18 protein-coding genes and 1 riboswitch are annotated in these 17,573 nt (G+C 56.9%); of the genes, 11 read left to right on the top strand and 7 right to left on the bottom strand.

The features are described from left to right. Positions 1-40: 40 nt before the first annotated feature. Positions 41-2,062 carry an excinuclease ABC subunit UvrB gene (gene uvrB / locus C1N59_RS14220; protein WP_033737734.1) on the top strand — a complete coding sequence of 674 codons (2,022 nt, stop codon included), beginning with the start codon at positions 41-43 and terminating at the stop codon, positions 2,060-2,062. Between the two features lies 1 nt (position 2,063). Here the strand turns inward: uvrB and yvcK are convergent, their stop codons facing one another. Further along, positions 2,064-2,969: a gluconeogenesis factor YvcK family protein gene (gene yvcK / locus C1N59_RS14215; protein WP_006118508.1), complete on the bottom strand. Its 906-nt coding sequence runs from the start codon at positions 2,967-2,969 to the stop codon at positions 2,064-2,066. A gap of 201 nt (positions 2,970-3,170) precedes the next feature. Continuing rightward, positions 3,171-3,304, top strand: a riboswitch (molybdenum cofactor riboswitch). On the opposite strand from yvcK, the gene moaA reads away from it, so the two are divergent. The 5 genes from moaA (at position 3,293) to moaE (ending at position 5,991) form a co-directional block, all read left to right on the top strand. Further along, positions 3,293-4,282, top strand: a complete 990-nt coding sequence (gene moaA, locus C1N59_RS14210; protein WP_172912616.1) for a GTP 3',8-cyclase MoaA — start codon at positions 3,293-3,295, stop codon at positions 4,280-4,282. Its footprint overlaps the riboswitch before it by 12 nt. A 14-nt stretch (positions 4,283-4,296) precedes the next feature. Further along, the gene (gene moaB, locus C1N59_RS14205) at positions 4,297-4,812 is read left to right on the top strand and encodes a molybdenum cofactor biosynthesis protein B (RefSeq protein WP_006118510.1); all 516 of its coding nucleotides are present in this window, start codon (positions 4,297-4,299) and stop codon (positions 4,810-4,812) included. A 2-nt stretch (positions 4,813-4,814) separates the two neighbouring features. Then, positions 4,815-5,300: a cyclic pyranopterin monophosphate synthase MoaC gene (moaC, locus tag C1N59_RS14200; protein WP_033737733.1), complete on the top strand. Its 486-nt coding sequence runs from the start codon at positions 4,815-4,817 to the stop codon at positions 5,298-5,300. Next, a complete protein-coding gene (gene moaD / locus C1N59_RS14195) occupies positions 5,293-5,538 on the top strand; it encodes a molybdopterin synthase sulfur carrier subunit (RefSeq protein WP_006118512.1) in 246 nt (81 codons plus the stop codon). Before moaC ends, moaD begins: the two co-directional genes overlap by 8 nt. Beyond that, on the top strand, positions 5,539-5,991 hold the full coding sequence (gene moaE / locus C1N59_RS14190; protein ID WP_205955017.1) for a molybdopterin synthase catalytic subunit MoaE: 453 nt from the start codon (positions 5,539-5,541) through the stop codon (positions 5,989-5,991). On the opposite strand, the gene C1N59_RS14185 is transcribed toward moaE, so the two are convergent. Continuing rightward, positions 5,988-6,773: an OBAP family protein gene (locus C1N59_RS14185; RefSeq protein WP_006118514.1), complete on the bottom strand. Its 786-nt coding sequence runs from the start codon at positions 6,771-6,773 to the stop codon at positions 5,988-5,990. The genes moaE and C1N59_RS14185 overlap by 4 nt on opposite strands. A gap of 106 nt (positions 6,774-6,879) precedes the next feature. Between C1N59_RS14185 and C1N59_RS14180 the strand changes: the two genes are divergently transcribed. After that, on the top strand, positions 6,880-7,974 hold the full coding sequence (locus C1N59_RS14180; protein WP_394549783.1) for a DUF1615 domain-containing protein: 1,095 nt from the start codon (positions 6,880-6,882) through the stop codon (positions 7,972-7,974). Positions 7,975-8,069: 95 nt separating this feature from the next. Beyond that, on the top strand, positions 8,070-8,777 hold the full coding sequence (locus C1N59_RS14175; RefSeq protein ID WP_033737729.1) for a Bax inhibitor-1/YccA family protein: 708 nt from the start codon (positions 8,070-8,072) through the stop codon (positions 8,775-8,777). Between the two features lie 37 nt (positions 8,778-8,814). Here the strand turns inward: C1N59_RS14175 and C1N59_RS14170 are convergent, their stop codons facing one another. The 3 genes from C1N59_RS14170 to C1N59_RS14160 are packed head-to-tail and all read right to left on the bottom strand — an operon-like array spanning position 8,815 to position 11,782. After that, positions 8,815-9,780, bottom strand: coding sequence for a lysylphosphatidylglycerol synthase domain-containing protein (locus C1N59_RS14170; RefSeq protein WP_185199721.1), 966 nt, complete (start codon positions 9,778-9,780; stop codon positions 8,815-8,817). Then, positions 9,780-11,024, bottom strand: a complete 1,245-nt coding sequence (clsB, locus tag C1N59_RS14165; protein WP_054687972.1) for a cardiolipin synthase ClsB — start codon at positions 11,022-11,024, stop codon at positions 9,780-9,782. The genes C1N59_RS14170 and clsB overlap by 1 nt, the downstream gene beginning before the upstream one ends. Continuing rightward, a complete protein-coding gene (locus C1N59_RS14160) occupies positions 11,021-11,782 on the bottom strand; it encodes an endonuclease/exonuclease/phosphatase family protein (protein WP_006118519.1) in 762 nt (253 codons plus the stop codon). Before C1N59_RS14160 ends, clsB begins: the two co-directional genes overlap by 4 nt. Positions 11,783-11,959: 177 nt before the next feature. On the opposite strand from C1N59_RS14160, the gene C1N59_RS14155 reads away from it, so the two are divergent. The 3 genes from C1N59_RS14155 (at position 11,960) to dusC (ending at position 14,918) form a co-directional block, all read left to right on the top strand. After that, complete coding sequence (locus tag C1N59_RS14155; RefSeq protein WP_033737724.1) at positions 11,960-12,352, top strand: YbhQ family protein; 393 nt, start codon at positions 11,960-11,962, stop codon at positions 12,350-12,352. 224 nt (positions 12,353-12,576) lie between these two features. After that, positions 12,577-13,926: an ATP-dependent RNA helicase RhlE gene (gene rhlE / locus C1N59_RS14150; protein WP_006118521.1), complete on the top strand. Its 1,350-nt coding sequence runs from the start codon at positions 12,577-12,579 to the stop codon at positions 13,924-13,926. 2 nt (positions 13,927-13,928) lie between these two features. Then, positions 13,929-14,918 carry a tRNA dihydrouridine(16) synthase DusC gene (gene dusC / locus C1N59_RS14145; RefSeq protein WP_394549780.1) on the top strand — a complete coding sequence of 330 codons (990 nt, stop codon included), beginning with the start codon at positions 13,929-13,931 and terminating at the stop codon, positions 14,916-14,918. Positions 14,919-14,945: 27 nt separating this feature from the next. Here the strand turns inward: dusC and ppk2 are convergent, their stop codons facing one another. Next, positions 14,946-15,863: a polyphosphate kinase 2 gene (gene ppk2 / locus C1N59_RS14140; RefSeq protein ID WP_039341492.1), complete on the bottom strand. Its 918-nt coding sequence runs from the start codon at positions 15,861-15,863 to the stop codon at positions 14,946-14,948. 14 nt (positions 15,864-15,877) lie between these two features. Continuing rightward, positions 15,878-17,482 carry an inorganic phosphate transporter gene (locus C1N59_RS14135; protein WP_006118524.1) on the bottom strand — a complete coding sequence of 535 codons (1,605 nt, stop codon included), beginning with the start codon at positions 17,480-17,482 and terminating at the stop codon, positions 15,878-15,880. Between the last annotated feature and the right edge of the window lie 91 nt (positions 17,483-17,573).

The following is a 17,573-nucleotide window of genomic DNA, read 5'->3' as shown; positions in this document are numbered from 1 at the left end:
ATGGGCTGCCCGCCGTCTTTCTTCTGCAGGAACCGCATTCATGAGTAAAGATTTTAAACTGAACTCCGCTTTCAAGCCTTCTGGCGATCAGCCGGAAGCGATCCGCCGTCTGGAAGCCGGACTGGAAGACGGCCTGGCGCATCAGACGCTGTTAGGCGTAACCGGATCGGGTAAAACCTTTACCGTTGCTAACGTTATTGCCGACCTGAATCGTCCTACCATGGTGCTGGCTCCTAATAAGACGCTGGCGGCGCAACTGTATGGCGAGATGAAGGAGTTCTTTCCCGAAAACGCCGTAGAGTTTTTTGTCTCGTACTATGACTACTACCAGCCCGAAGCTTACGTGCCCAGTTCGGATACCTTTATCGAAAAGGATGCGTCGGTTAACGAACATATCGAGCAAATGCGCCTCTCCGCGACGAAAGCGTTGCTGGAAAGGCGCGACGTGATTGTCGTGGCCTCTGTGTCTGCCATCTACGGCCTGGGCGATCCCGATCTGTATCTGAAAATGATGCTGCACTTAACGCGCGGCATGATAATCGATCAGCGCAGCATCCTGCGTCGCCTGTCGGAGTTACAGTACACGCGTAACGATCAGGCGTTTCAGCGCGGGACGTTCCGGGTCCGGGGCGAAGTCATTGATATCTTCCCGGCCGAATCTGACGATATGGCCCTGCGGGTTGAATTATTCGATGAAGAGGTGGAGCGGCTGTCCCTGTTTGACCCGCTTACCGGTCAGGTCGAATCGGTGGTGCCGCGCTTTACCATTTACCCTAAAACGCACTACGTTACGCCGCGTGAGCGTATCCTGCAGGCCATGGAAGACATCAAGGTTGAACTGGCCGAACGGCGCAAGATCCTGCTGGAAAACAACAAACTGCTGGAAGAGCAGCGTATTACCCAACGGACGCAGTTTGACCTTGAAATGATGGGGGAGCTGGGATACTGCTCAGGTATCGAAAACTACTCCCGCTATCTGTCTGGCCGCGGACCGGGGGAAGCGCCGCCGACCTTATTTGACTATCTGCCGGCGGATGGCCTGCTGGTTGTCGATGAGTCGCACGTAACCATTCCGCAGATTGGCGGCATGTACCGCGGGGACAGGGCGCGTAAAGAGACGTTAGTCGAATATGGCTTCCGCCTGCCTTCGGCGCTGGACAACCGCCCCATGAAATTTGAAGAGTTCGAGGCGTTGGCCCCTCAGACCATTTATGTCTCCGCCACGCCAGGCAAATACGAGCTGGAAAAATCGGGCGATGAGGTGATCGATCAGGTGGTGCGTCCGACGGGGCTGCTGGATCCGATCCTTGAGGTGCGGCCCGTGGCGACTCAGGTGGACGATTTGCTGTCAGAGATCCGCCAGCGCGTTAACGTCAATGAACGCGTACTGGTCACGGTGCTCACCAAACGCATGGCCGAAGACCTGACGGAGTACCTGGAAGAACACGGTGAAAAGGTGCGCTATCTGCACTCTGACATCGATACCGTCGAGCGCATGGAAATTATTCGCGACCTGCGCCTGGGCAAATTTGATGTGCTGGTGGGCATCAACCTGCTGCGAGAAGGGCTGGATATGCCGGAAGTCTCGCTGGTGGCCATTCTGGATGCCGATAAAGAGGGGTTCCTGCGTTCCGAGCGCTCCCTGATCCAGACCATCGGGCGCGCTGCACGTAACATCAATGGTAAAGCGATCCTCTACGGCGATAAGATCACGCCTTCCATGGCGCGCGCCATTGAAGAAACTGAGCGCCGTCGTGAGAAGCAGCAGCGCTACAACGAAGAGAATGGCATCGTACCGCAGGGCCTGAATAAGAAAATCACCGATATTCTGGAACTGGGCAATAACGTGGTGAAAACGCGGGGTAAAGCCAAACCCGGCAAGCGCAACGCCGCCGAGACAGAGACGGATTACCTGGCGTTGTCACCGCAGGCGTTGCAGAAAAAGATCCACGAACTGGAAGGGCAGATGCAGCAGCATGCGCAAAACCTGGAGTTCGAACAGGCTGCTGGCCTGCGCGATCAGCTCCAGGAACTGCGCACGCTGTTTATCGCGGTGTCCTGAGTCAGTTAAACCGCTGAATGGCGTGCTCCAGCGCGCCGCGCAGCAGCTGGCGGTCGTGACGATATTTAATATCTGCGGCCTCCAGCGGCTCCTGGATGATCAGGCGGTTGTCGATCAGACTGACGTCCGTGGCCGGTCCGACAACCACGGCGTCGATGACCCGTTTACCAATCGCCTCTTCCATTATTCTCAGCTTATCCGCCACGGTCAGCGCCGCCGCCGCCGGACTGAGTTCACGGCCCAGGTTGCCGATAAACACCATGTTCGCGGGCGTGCGGCGCAGCGCCTGCGCCATCTCTTTCATTAACAGAATGGGCATCAGGCTGGTGTAGAAGCTGCCTGGCCCAATCAGAATCAAATCGGCTTCTGCAACGGCATCGAGCGCTTCGCGCGTCGGTTGCACCACAGGATGCAGCATTAACGCCTGTGGTGGTGCGCGCATCTCATCAATGGCGGTTTCACCATAAACGGCATTGCCTTCGTCATCCGTTGCCATCAAATCCACCGGATGTTCAGACATCGGGATTAAAAACGCGTCAACTTTTAGCAGATTTCGGATGATATTGACCACTTCCAGCGGACGCACGCTCAGATGATCCAGCGCTTTCAGTATTAAATTGCCCAGATTGTGCCCGGCCAGTTCGCCATTGCCGGTAAAGCGGTATTCGAACATCGCGGACGCGACGCTGGGCTCGGTAATCAACTGGTTAATGCAGTTGCGCAGATCGCCCCAGGCGATACCGCCTTCAGCCCGACGGATGCGACCGGTGGAGCCACCGTTATCAGTGGTGGTGACGATGCCGGTCAGGCGCGAACCCAGTGGTGACAAGGCCGACATCACGCGACCTAATCCATGTCCGCCGCCCAGTGCCACGACGCGATCCAGGTCCGCCAGTGTTCGATTCATATTTCTCCTTTTTCGCGTCTGCAGAGGCGTGAAACGCGCAGGGTGCAGACGAGGATGATGTGTGTCAGTTTATGACCGGCAGTTTACCGTATCCCGGGCGCGAAATACGGTGAAAGTTAACGTTACTGCGCACACAGAGTAAAAGCCGTGGATGGCGCATTTACCCTAATCGCGCTACCATCTGTATACCGCGTTAATCAGCCGGTTAACGTACACTCAAGCCTGAATGCCTACGTCTGCGGATAGGGGATTCAGGCCGTAGCCTCCGCGCTGCCAGGGTGCAGGAAGAAATGACTGCATCTCCCGAACTGGAAAGGTGTTCTCTGGTGTCACAATTTACTGATGCATTTGCGCGTAAGTTTTATTACTTGCGCCTCTCGGTCACGGATGTCTGTAATTTCCGTTGTACCTATTGCCTGCCGGAGGGTTATCAGCCAAACGGTATCCGCAATAAAAGCTTTCTCTCACTGGATGAAATTCGCCGTGTCACGCGCGCCTTTGCGGCGGCGGGCACTGAAAAAGTGCGTCTGACCGGCGGTGAGCCCTCTTTACGTCGTGATTTCACCGACATTATCGCCGCGGTTAACGAAAATGCTGCGATTCGCCAGATTGCGGTCACCACCAACGGCTACCGACTGGCGCGCGATGTTAAGCAGTGGCGCGACGCGGGACTGACCGCGCTGAACGTCAGCGTGGACAGCCTTGATGCACGTCAGTTTCATGCGATTACCGGTCAGGACAAGTTCCACCAGGTGATGGCCGGGATTGACGCGGCTTTTGAGGCGGGTTTTAGCCAGGTCAAAGTCAACAGCGTGCTGATGCGCGATGTCAACAGCCACCATCTGGCGACCTTTCTTGACTGGATCCGTACGCGTCCCATCCAGCTGCGTTTTATCGAACTGATGGAAACCGGCGAGGGCGGTGCGCTGTTTCGCCAGCAGCATGTCTCGGGCGAAGTTATCCGCGATCAGCTGATTGCTCAGGGCTGGCAGCGTCGTATCAGCGGCCGCAGTGATGGCCCGGCCCAGGTGTTTTATCATCCGGATTACGTCGGTGAAATCGGGCTGATCATGCCGTATTCCAAAGATTTCTGCGCCAGCTGCAACCGTCTGCGGGTTTCCGCACAGGGAAATTTGCATCTCTGCCTGTTTGGCGATGGCGGGATTCCTTTACGCGATCTGCTGGCCTCTGACGACCAGCAAGATGAACTTCAGGCACGCATTGCCAGCAGCCTGGGCCAGAAGAAGCAGACGCATTTCCTGTTACAGGGAAATACCGGTATTACACAAAATCTTTCTTATATTGGCGGTTAACTGCAGGAGCAGACATGGGCAAATCAGCCAGCACGTTTCAACCGTTACAGCTCGCTATGCTGACGGTCTCTGACAGCCGTGATGCCAGCAGCGATACCTCCGGCGATTATCTGCGTGAAGCGGCAGCCGAGGCGGGCCACAGCGTGATCGATCACGCCATTGTTCCCGACAATGTTTACCGTATTCGCGCGATTGTGTCGCGCTGGATCGCCAGTGAAGATGTCCAGGTGGTCATTATTAATGGCGGCACCGGCTTCAATGCGAAAAACAGCACGCCTGAGGCGCTGCTGCCGTTGTTCGATCGGGAGATTGACGGCTTTGGCGAGCTGTTCCGCATGGTGTCTTACGAAGACATTGGCGGCTCGACATTGCAGTCCCGTGCGGTGGCCGGTCTCGCTAACCAGACGTTGATCTTTGCGGTCCCGGGCTCAACGTCAGCCTGTACCACCGCGTGGGAACGCATCATCGCTGACCAACTGGATGCGCGTACGCGTCCCTGCAATTTTGTCACTCATTTAAAGAAGCTTTAAGCATGTCACAACTTACCCACATCAACGCCGCGGGCGAAGCCCACATGGTGGATGTTTCCACCAAAGACGACACGGTACGCGAAGCGCAGGCCGACGTGCTGGTACTGATGAAGCCAGAAACGTTACAGATGATCATGGAAGGCCGTCACCATAAGGGTGATGTGTTCGCCACAGCGCGCATTGCCGGTATTCAGGCGGCAAAACGCACCTGGGAACTGATCCCACTCTGTCATCCGCTTATGCTGAGCAAAGTGGAGATCAACCTGGTTGCGGAACCCGAATTGAACCGGGTTCGCATCACCTCACTGTGTCGGCTGACGGGGAAAACCGGGGTAGAAATGGAAGCCCTGACGGCGGCTTCCGTGGCGGCGCTGACCATCTATGACATGTGCAAAGCCGTCCAGAAAGATATCGTGATTGATCGGCTGCGCCTGCTGCATAAAAGCGGCGGCAAAAGCGGCGATTTTCAGGCGGCAGCCCATGATTAAGGTACTGTTTTTTGCGCAGGTGCGGGAGCTGGTGGGCACGGACTCGCTGACGCTGGCCGCCGACTATCCCGACGTCGCGGCGCTGCGGACAGCGTTGTCTCAGCAGGGCGAACGCTGGGCGCTGGCGCTCGACAGCGAACGATTACTGGCGGCGGTTAACCAGACACTACGCCCCATGACGCACCCTTTACAGGACGGCGATGAAGTCGCCTTTTTCCCACCCGTTACCGGAGGATAAATGGACACGCAAATTCGGGTCGGTCCCGCGCCCTTTGCGATGGCGCAGGAATACCAGTGGCTGGCAGGGTGCAACGAAGACGGCGCGGTTGTCACGTTCACGGGCAAAGTGCGCAATCACAACCTGGGCGATGATGTTGCGGCCCTGACGCTGGAACATTATCCCGGTATGACCGAGAAGGCGCTGCAGGAAATTACTGACGAGGCGCGCCAGCGCTGGCCGCTTCAGCGCGTCTCTGTCATCCACCGCATTGGTGAACTGTTTCCCGGCGATGAGATTGTCTTTGTCGGCGTCACCAGTGCGCACCGCAGCAGCGCCTTTGCCGCTGCGGAATTCATCATGGATTACCTGAAAACCCGCGCCCCGTTCTGGAAACGGGAAACCACCGGGCAGGGCGATCGCTGGGTCGATGCACGCAGCAGCGATCACGAGGCTGCGCAGCGCTGGGATTAAGGCGTACCACGCTGTTCGGCGGGAGCAAACTGCGTGTTGCCGTGCGCGTGTTCACCGCCGCCTTGTCCTCGCCGAAGCTGAATAACGTCACCGTCCTGCCAGGCATTGGCGCCGGGCACCACGGGATGTGCGACGATATCCGCCCGTTCAGCACGAATTTTTTGACTGTCGATGTCAAAACGGCGGTCGCGATCGGCCAGCAAGCGCGCATCCATTTGCCCGTCGGCGGTAAAGCCCATCATCAGCGCCGGAATGCCAATGGGCAGTTGCTTGTCGCGGTCGGTGTGCCAGGTATGCCAGGTTTTCCCGTACGTGTTGACGATGCGCGTCATCAGCGCTTTTTCTGCGACGGCCGGCAGGCCGGGCGCGACCAGTGAACCGGATTTCACCTCGTACTGATGACTGTGCCACAGTTTTTTCTCTTCGGCGGGCAGGGTGCGGTACAGGCGCTCACTGATAATATATTCCACGCCCATCAGGCGCGCATCGCGCGTATTACCATCATAAATCACCGCCTGCATCACATCATCATTCAGGACCGTCACATAGTGATGGGCTTCCATCTGGCCATTCTTGTCGCCGTTATAGAAATGAAAACCATCCAGATAGGCATTGATCGCATCAATGGGCGGGCGGGACTGCAGCACGGCCGCGCCGCTGTCCAGCGCTTTTAGCGTCGGTGAAGTGGGAGCGCCCGGCGAACTGACCTGAGCCGGTGTGTTATTGCCGCCGCAGCCGGCCAGCAGCAGGCTCAGTGCGATAAGTGTCCAGCGTTTTGACATAAAACATCCCTTTTTCGTGAAAAGAGATAACCTTAGTTCATATAATCGCATCTGCCCTGCGAAGCGGCGCAGTGTTAAGCTACTCTTTTTGCCTCAGAGGACAGGTATGTCATTCATTTCATTCCCCAAACGCCTGACGTTGCTCGCTATCCTGATACTGGCGGGCTGTAGCAGCAAAAAAACACCAGAAGCGCCCGCCAGGCAACCTGAGGATGTCAAAGCGCAGATTCAGCGCCTGCTGCCCGCCGGTGTCAGCGATAAATCAGGCTGGGCTGACGATATCTATACGTCGTTCCGTACCCAGGGCCTGACCGCCAGCGACAGTAATTTGTGCGCAGTTATTGCGGTGGCGGGCCAGGAGTCAGGATTTGACGCCAACGGCACCGTACCCGGTATGGCAAAAATCGCCTGGGAGGAGATCGACCGCCGGGCGGCGAAGGTGCATGTTCCGGCGTTTTTAGTGCGCACCGCGCTGTTAATCAAGTCCAGTAATGGCGAAAGCTACGCTGCGCGGCTGGATAAGGCGAGAAGTGAAAAAGATCTGAGCGCCATTTTCGACGACTTTATTGAGATGGTGCCCATGGGGCAGAAGCTGTTTGGCAACCTCAATCCTGTTCATACCGGCGGACCGATGCAGGTGAGTATTGCGTTTGCAGAAGCCCATGCCAAAGGCTATCCATGGCCGGTTGACGGTTCCATTCGCCGTGAAGTTTTCACGCGTCATGGCGGCGTCTATTTCGGCACAATGCACCTGCTGGGCTATCCGGCTGACTACAGCAAGCCGCTTTACCGGTTCGCGGACTACAATGCGGGCTGGTACGCCAGCCGCAATGCGGCGTTCCAGGCGGCGGTAGCCCGCGCGACAGGGATGAAGCTGGCGCTGGATGGCGATCTGATTCAGTATGGTTCGGACACGCCAGGATCGACGGAGCTGGCGGTGCGGACGCTGGCGAAACGCATTGATATGAGCAACCGCGAAATCCGCCACGATCTGGAGCAGGGCGAAAAGGCGGACTTCAGCGACAGCGATCTGTGGAAGCAGGTTTTTACGCTGGCAGACAAGATGGCCGGAAAGCCTTTGCCACGGGAAATGTTGCCGGGCATCAGACTTGAAAGTCCTAAAATTACCCGCAATTTAACCACGGCGTGGTTTGCTCAACGCGTCGACAGTCGTTATCAGCAGTGCCTGTCACGTCGATAAGTACGGCGTTGTGGCACAGTTGAACAGAGCTGTGCCACACTTACTCAGACAGCCCGTTTTGGGGCACAACATATTTGTTTAACAAGAGGTGCATCATGGACCGATATCCACAGAATGATTCAATAGTTCAGCCTGCATCTCGTGGGTTGCAGGCTTATATGGCACAGGTTTATGGCTGGATGACCTGTGGTTTGTTACTCACTGCCTTCGTCTCCTGGTTTGCCGCGCGCACACCGGCGGTGATGGAGCTGGTGTTTGCAAATCGCATCACCTTCTTCGGCCTGATCATTGTGCAACTGGCGCTGGTGTTCTTCCTCTCAGGTATGGTGCATCGCCTGAGCGGGGCCGTGGCGACGGGGTTATTCATGCTCTATTCGGCCCTGACCGGGCTGACCATGGCCAGTATCTTTCTGGTGTACACTTATTCGTCCATTGCCAGCACGTTCTTCGTCACGGCCGGGATGTTTGGTGCCATGACGTTCTACGGCTACACCACAAAACGTGATTTAAGCCGCCTGGGCAGTCTGCTGTTTATGGCGCTGATTGGTATTCTGCTGGCCTCGCTGGTGAACTTCTGGCTGAAAAGCCCGGCATTGATGTGGGCCATTACCTACATCGGTGTGGTGGTGTTTGTCGGTCTGACCGCGTATGACACGCAGAAACTGAAAAATATCGGTGAGCAGATTGATGCGCGTGACACGGAAAACCTGCGCCGCTACTCAATCATGGGCGCGCTGACGCTCTATCTTGATTTCATCAACCTGTTCCTGATGCTGCTGCGTATTTTTGGCAACCGCCGTTAAAAAACAGGCTGCTCTGGTGAACCAGAGCAGCCGTTTACTACGATTTTTGTAGCTTCTGCTCGTTCTTATGGCGCATATGTTTCGCGCGGCTCTCCAGCCCCAGATACAGCACCAGTGCCAGGAGCAACGGCAAAATGAAGTACAGCACGCGGTAAGCCAGCAGCGCGGCGATGATGGTCCCGTGTGAAAGGTTCTCGCCGCTCAGCAGCGCCACGAATACCGCTTCTAGCACCCCAATCCCCGCCGGAATATGAATAATTACGCCTGCGATACTACTGATTAACAGTACGCCCAGCACCATGGGATAACCGGCATCCCGGCCCAGCAGCAGCCAGATAATCGTGCCCATAACCAGCCAGTTGGCGCAGGAGACGGCAAACTGAAACAGCGCCATGCGCAGGGAAGGCAACTGCAGGGTTTGCCCTTTCACTTTCCAGCGACGACGTTTAGAAAACGCGCACGCCCAGAGATAAAACGCGACGAGCACCAGCAGCGCGGCACCAATAAGCCGTAGTGTGGTTTCGCCGATAAACCAGCCGCCGGGAATGGGAACCAGGCCTGCACTGAAGATCACGCCCGCCAGCAGGATGTAGCCCAGCCAGTTAGTGGCGATGCTGAGGGAGAAAATGCGCGTAATCGTCGCACTGTCCAGGCCGAGCCGCGAATAGAGCCGGTAGCGCATAGCGACACCGCCAACCCAGGTACTGAGCGTCAGATTAAAGGCGTAGCAGATAAATGACACCAGCATCACCTGACGTTTGGCCAGCTTATGACCACAGTAGGCCCGACCAATCAGGTCGTAGCAGCCGTAAACCAGATAACTGACGATGACCAGTGCCGCCGCGGTCAGCACCACAAAGCGGTTGTAGTTAACAATGACCTTATAGACGTCATCCCAGTTCACTTTGCGTGCATAAATCACCAGCAGCACAATGACGGCGACGAAGAAGAGCCCGGTCAGGATTTTTTTTGCCAGTTTCCAGCGTGGGTGCGTGTTTGCCATCAGGAATTGGCTCCTTCATTGTTGGCTTCGACGCGATCTTGCGTCTCCATTTCGGGCTGAACCGGCGGATCCACCTGAGCCAGCTTTGGCGTATGCGCCGGTAACCAGCCGGCGATAGCCGGGAAGTGACGCAGAAAGTGGAACACGACAACGCCTTTCGTCAGCTGCCACCAGGTGCGTGGTGGCAACTTATCCTCTTCCACGCGCTGACAGTCTTCAGCCAGTAAATGCTCAAGATTATCGCGTAATGTCTGGTTAAAGTTGCGATCGTGAATGATCAGGTTGGCTTCGAGATTGAGGGACAAACTCAAGGGATCGAGGTTGCTTGAGCCAACGGTAGCCCACTGCTGATCTTTCACCGCCACTTTGCCATGCAGCGGTCGGCGGCAATATTCGTAGACTTCCACGCCCGCATCCACCAGATAGTTATAAAGCAGCTCAGCGCCCACTTTCACAATCGGCATATCCGGTTCACCCTGCACAATCAGTCGCACGCGCACGCCGCGCTGTGCCGCATTGCGCATCTCCTTAAGCAAACGGTAGCCAGGGAAAAAGTAGGCGTTGGCGATAATGACGTCCTGTTTGGCGGTGCGCAGCATGTCCAGATAATGCTGCTCAATATCATCCCGGTGCTGATCGTTGTCGCGATAGACAAACAGGACCTGCGCATCGCCGGGCAGGGTGTTTTTGGCCGGACGATGTGAACGCTGTCCCCACCAGCGGCGAGTGGTGGCCTGACTGCCAATCGCCTCTTGCAGGAAGCGGGTAATGTCGGCGACCACCGGACCTTTGACCTCCACGGTATAATCCTGTTTGGCTTCCGGGCCAAAATCCGTGTAGTGCTCGGCGGAAAAGTTGATGCCGCCGACAAAGGCGATAACGCCGTCCACGACCACAGTTTTACGGTGCAGACGGCGAAAGACGTTAGTCCGCATGCCCATGATCAGCGGACGCGGATCGTAATAGATAAAGCGCACGCCCGCCTGCGTCAGACTGTTGACATAACTCTGGGACAGCTCGGAGGAGCCGTAGCCATCGACCATCATTTCGACCTTGACGCCGCGCTGCGCCGCCGCCAGCAACACCTTGTGCAGGGCGTTGCCCACATCGTCTTCGAACAGGATAAAGGTTTCCAGCAGTACGCTGTGTTCGGCACGTGCAATCGCGCCAAATACCCGGGGGAAAAATGCGTCCCCGTTTTCCAGCAGGCGCAGTTTGTTGCCGTCTTGCCACTCAAAATTCATAGATGGATCTCCACCGCCAGCGGCGCGTGATCGGAAAGGTGTGACCAGGGTTTACGCGGCAATGCCCAGGGTTGACTGATCGTCGCATTGCGCACGTAAATACGATCCAGTCGCAGAAGGGGAAAGCGTGCCGGAAACGTCCGCGCAGGTCGTCCGCTTTTCAGGCTAAAGACCTCTTTTAGTCCCGCCCCTTTTTGCAGTATGTTGTTGGCTCGCCCCTGCCAGTCGTTAAAGTCACCGGCGACGACGACAGGTGCGTCAGCGGGTAACGCCATCACCATGTCGTTTAACATCGCCAACTGGGCACGACGGTGCGCCTCTTTCAGCCCCAGGTGCACACAGATGACATGCAGCGTGCCCCGGCCATCGGGCAGGGTAAGCTGGCAATGCAACATGCCGCGATTTTCGCTCCCGGCAATTGAAACATCGCGATTGTCGTACTCAGCAATGGGAAAACGCGACAGCACGGCGTTGCCATGATGTCCTTCCGGGTAAACCGCATTGCGCCCATAGGCAAAATCGTTCCACATCGTGTCGGCCAGAAACTCGTAGTGGGAGGTATCAGGCCAGTTTTCATGTTGCAGAGGGTGAATGTCATGGGTTCCCATCACCTCCTGCAAAAAAACGATATCTGCTGACGTTGCGCGCACCGCTTCACGCAATTCGGGCAAGATGAAGCGTCGGTTAAACGGGGCAAAACCTTTATGGGTATTAATCGTCAGGACTTTAAATGAAAATCCTTGCTTGATTTGTGGCATACTCGCGACGCGCTCCTTTTCATCTTCATCAACAACAAAGTGTAGTCTTTGTCACAAATGGAGGGTGAAGAAGAGGAATAATTAGGGCGTTATCTGAAATTTGCTTTACATTGAGAAACCGTCCCTGGCCGGTTACGGTTGCATATGTGCAACGTGCCAGGTCTGCAGGAGAGAGAAATGAAATTGTCGAATCGCTTTCAAATTATTACCGGTCAAACCTGGGCCCACATCGCGATGCACCTGCTGGTGATTGCCGCACTGGTCTGGGGCTGGAAACATAAAGCACTGGTCGAAGTGTGCAGTACCCTGGTGGTGGCCTATGCAGCGGTGTTTATCGCCATGCTGATCACGCAGCGTAGTGCCCGTTTACGTACCCTGGGTGATTACCTGGAAGAAGCGACCACCACGTACTATTTCGGTGCCGCGATGATGACGCTGTTCCTGGTGTCGCGCATTTTCCACAACAACTTACTGTTAGCCAGCCTTGGCGTGGTGATGTTGTTGGGGCCCGCGCTGGTGTCGTTGCTGGCGAAAGAGCCGGCAGGACGCATTGAGAAAAAACGCAGCTGAATCAGGCTGTCGCGCTAAAAAAGCCACCGCAAGGTGGCTTTTGTCGTTGGGAGATATGTAATCAATTGTGAGCTATCTCGCACAGGGGCAGTAAAACTGTTACACTCCGCCGCTTATGCATCGTAGTTTGCACCCTTTTCACGCGTCAGCCTCAGCTGGCGTCACTATCCCTCTGAAAACTACACCGCCAAACGCGGTCAGAGTGGACCGGAGTAATACTCGTCATGTCTTTTGACTCTCTCGGCCTGAGTGCCGATATTCTGCGTGCGGTAGCTGAGCAGGGCTACAGCGAACCGACGCCTGTTCAGCGCCAGGCGATTCCTGTTGTGCTGTCCGGCCGCGATCTGCTGGCAAGCGCCCAGACCGGCACCGGCAAAACCGCCGGGTTTACCTTACCTTTATTACAGAAACTGTCCGCGAATACCGGAACAGTGCGCGGCCGTCGTCCGGTGCGCGCGCTGATTCTGACACCGACCCGTGAACTGGCCGCTCAGGTCGGTGAAAACGTCAGCGACTACAGCAAATATCTTCCGCTGCGTTCGCTGGTGGTGTTTGGCGGCGTCAGCATCAACCCACAGATGATGAAGCTGCGCGGCGGCGTCGATATTCTGGTGGCCACGCCGGGCCGTCTACTGGATCTGGCTCATCAAAACGCCGTTGACCTGTCTCAGGTTGAAGTGCTGGTACTGGATGAAGCGGATCGCATGCTTGATATGGGCTTTATCCACGATATCCGCCGCGTACTGGCCAAACTGCCAGCTAAACGTCAGAACCTGCTGTTCTCGGCGACGTTCTCAGATGAGATCAAAACCCTGGCAGAAAAACTGCTGCACAACCCGGAGCAGGTTGAAGTCGCGCGCCGCAATACCGCGTCTGAGCAGGTTTCTCAGCAGGTGCATTTTGTTGACAAAAAGCGCAAGCGGGAACTGCTGTCTCAGCTGATTGGCGAAGGTAACTGGCAGCAGGTGCTGGTCTTTACCCGCACCAAGCACGGTGCCAATCACCTTGCCGAACAACTGGGCAAAGACGGCATTACGGCCGCCGCCATCCACGGTAACAAGAGTCAGGGCGCACGTACCCGTGCACTGGCCGACTTCAAATCCGGCGCGATTCGTGTGCTGGTTGCGACGGATATCGCGGCCCGCGGTCTGGATATTGAAGAACTGCCGCACGTCGTGAACTATGAATTGCCAAACGTGCCTGAAGACTACGTACACCGCATTGGGCGTACCGGTCGTGCCGCCGCAACGGGTGCGGCGCTGTCGCTGGTTTGCGTCGACGAACACAAACTGTTGCGTGATATTGAGCGCTTGCTGAAGCGTGAAATTCCACGACTGGCTGTGCCGGGCTATGAGCCGGATCCCAGCATCAAAGCGGAACCGATTGTGAACGGCCGCCAGTCACCGTCTTCACGCGGCCGTGGTCGGGGGCAGGGCGGACAAGGTGCCGGCGCGGCGCGTCCTCAAGGGGACAAGCGTGCGCAGCCGCGTCGTCAGGGACCCGCAGCGGGCCAGTCTGACAAGCCTGCGTCTCGTCCACGTCGGCCCGCGCCTAAACGCAGCGGAAACGTCTGATCATGCGGGTTTTACTGGCACCCATGGAGGGCGTACTGGATTCTCTGGTGCGCCAGCTGTTGACGGACGTCAACGACTACGATTTGTGCATCACGGAATTTTTGCGCGTCGTCGACCAACTGCTGCCGGTAAAATCCTTTTATCGCCTTTGTCCCGAACTGCATCATGCCAGCCGGACGCCGTCGGGTACGCTGGTTCGTCTGCAACTGCTGGGGCAGCATCCCGAGTGGCTGGCGGAAAACGCGGCCCGCGCGGTTGAGCTGGGCTCGTGGGGCGTGGATCTGAACTGCGGTTGCCCGTCGAAGCTGGTCAACGGCAGCGGCGGTGGGGCGACGCTGTTAAAAGATCCCGACTTAATCTACCGCGCGGCCAAAGCCATGCGGGCAGCCGTACCTGCCTCCTTGCCCGTTACGGTTAAGGTGCGCCTGGGCTGGGATTCCAGCGCCCGCAGCATGGAAATTGCGGATGCGGTAGCGCAGGCCGGTGCCAGCGAACTGGTCGTGCACGGCCGTACCAAAGAAGACGGCTACCGTGCTGAGGCTATTAACTGGCAGGCGATTGGCGAGATTCGTCGGCGACTGTCTATTCCGGTTATCGCGAATGGCGAAATCTGGGACTGGCAAAGCGCCCAGGATTGTCTGCGAATCACAGGCTGTGATGCGGTGATGATTGGGCGTGGTGCGCTTAACGTGCCTAACCTGAGCCGGGTCGTCAAATACAATGATGCGCCCATGGCCTGGCCGGAGGTGGTGGTGCTCCTGCAAAAATATACCCGGCTTGAAAAACAGGGTGATACGGGCATGTACCATGTCGCACGTATCAAACAGTGGCTGGGCTATTTGCGTAAAGCCTACGTCGAAGCGGGTGAGCTGTTCGCTGAGATTCGCGCCTTAAAAACCTCAGCCGATATTGCTACGGCGATTGACCGCTATGCGGCATTACAGCGGCAGACCTGTCAGTTCTCTTCAGCCTCACCGGAAGTGAGAGCGTGACAGCGCGGCGCTTAGCCGCGCACGCGATCAATACTTTTCTGGCACGATCATATTTTCCGGCACCTCGTTGCGGTGGTAGTCCTGTGAGCGTTCACGCGGCGGCAGAATGATTTCGTCGTGTGGGGCGGCTTCATAAGGCACCTGCTGCAAAAGGTGGCTGATGCAGTTAAGGCGCGCCCGTTTCTTGTCTACGCCCTGAACAACCCACCAGGGGGCTTCCTGAATATGGGTGCGGCTCAGCATCTCTTCTTTTGCTTCCGTGTAATCTTCCCAACGGCGGCGGCTTTCCAGATCCATTGGGCTGAGCTTCCACTGCTTGAGGGGATCGTGGATACGGCTCATGAAGCGCAGTTCCTGCTCCTCGTCCGTGATTGAAAACCAGTACTTAATGATTTGAATCCCGCTGCGGGTCAGCATTTTTTCAAACTCGGGCACGCTGCGATAAAACTCCGCCACGTCGGCATCACTGCAAAATCCCATGACGCGCTCCACGCCTGCCCGGTTGTACCAGCTGCGGTCGAACAGCACCATCTCGCCCGCGGCGGGCAAATGCGCGATATAACGCTGAAAGTACCACTGGGTTTTTTCACGATCGTTGGGCGCGGGCAGCGCAGCCACCCGGCAGGTGCGCGGATTAAGGCGTTGCGTAATGCGCTTAATCACGCCTCCTTTACCGGCCGCATCGCGGCCCTCAAACAGAATGACCAGCCGATGGCCGGTGCGCATTACCCAGTCCTGTAGCTTCACCAGCTCGCCCTGCAACTGCAGCAGCTCGCGAAAATAACGACGGCGCCAGGCTTTTTCATCGCTGCCCGTGGGCGCGGCCTCGCTAAAGCGCAGATCGTCGAGCTCCAGCTCCAGCTCTTCGTCGTAGCTGTCATAGAACTCCTGCATTAAACGCTGATTAAAAGCGTCGCGATTGAAACTGTTGTCGTGTGTTGCCATGACAGTTCACCTGGTCAGATATGAATGAACAGCCCGTAGAGCAGGGCAGAAAGTAAAATCGAGACCGGCAGCGTCAATATCCAGGCGACGGCAAGATTGCGCAGGGTGGACATCTGCAGGCCAGAGCGGTTCGCCGCCATGGTGCCCGCCACGCCGGATGAGAGCACATGCGTCGTGGAGACCGGCAGACCAAAGGCATCGGCCGCGCCGATGGTCGCCATTGCCACCAGTTCGGCGCTGGCCCCTTGCGCATAGGTCAGATGGGTTTTGCCGATGCGCTCACCCACGGTGACCACAATACGTCGCCAGCCCACCATGGTGCCCAGCCCCAACGCGATTGCCACCACCACCTTCACCCACATCGGAATAAAGCGTGTGGCGCTGTCCAGCTCTGTTTTCACCGCCTTCAGGTTACGTGCCGTCTCATCGGGGAGCGAGACATGGGCGGTTTGCAGGTGCTTGATCGATTCTGCGGCCAGGTACATTTGATTGCGGGTATTGGTCACGGACTGGGCCGGAATATTGTCCATCGAGCCGTAGCGGCGAATCTGGTCGCTGATATCCCGTAACGTCATGCCAAGCGCGGGCAAGACGTTCGGATTGACCGTGTCAGTGCTGACAAAGGCCGTCAACACATTGCGTGAATCCGGGGCGGGCGTGGCGGCCGGTTGAATATGCAGTAACTGGCGCGCCGTCACGTCACTCAGTGCGGCAACGCGCGGGATTTGCTCGGGCGGAAGTGAACGGTTCAGTGCATAGGCGATGGGCATGGTGCCAACCAGGATCAGCATGATGAGTCCCATCCCTTTCTGCCCGTCATTCGACCCGTGAGCAAAGGAGACGCCGGTGCAGGTCAGAATCAGCAGGCCACGAATCCAGACCGGCGGCGGCTCGTTGCTGTGCGGGGCTTCGTACAACTGGCGGTTACGAATCAACAGCTTCATGGCCCACAGCAGCAGGGCGGCGCAGACGAAGCCCACGACGGGCGAGAGCAGTAAGGCATAGCCGACCTTCAGCGCCTGATCCCAGTCAACGCCACTCAGACCACTGCGACCATGCAACATCGCATTCGCCACACCCACGCCAATAATCGAGCCAATTAAAGTATGTGACGACGACGAGGGCAGGCCAAAGTACCAGGTGCCCAGATTCCAGATAATCGCCGAGAACAGCAGGGCGTAAATCATGGCAAAGCCGTTGCCGCTGCTGGCCTGCAGGATGAGTTCGACGGGCAGAAGCGAAATAATGCCAAACGCGACCACGCCGCTGGAAAGCATCACGCCAAGAAAGTTGCACAGCCCTGACCAGACGACGGCCGCACCGGGCGTCAGCGAATGCGTGTAGATCACCGTAGCGACCGCGTTGGCGGTATCGTGAAACCCGTTAACGAATTCAAAGCCCAGCGCAATCAGCAGCGCCAGGCCGAGCAGAAAGAAAGGCACATAACTGGTGACGGGCGTGTTAGTTTTTTCCACATCGTGAAACAGATTAAATCCGGCAAAGGCCAGACCGGCTATTAACAGGACATAAAAAGCCGTTTTGGTTGCGCGGCTGCCTTTGCCGTTGAAATCGGGACGTCCCTGCGTCGTGCCTGAAGAGGATAAACTGTTTTCGCTCATGCCGTACCTCTTAGCGGATGCAGATGCGGAGTTACATCTGGTTAACGCTGTGTGATACCCGCTTTTTATGACAAAAAAATGATCCAGGCGG

Source organism: Pantoea sp. SGAir0183 (assembly GCF_043545505.1).
This window is presented reverse-complemented; position numbering and strand designations above follow the sequence as displayed.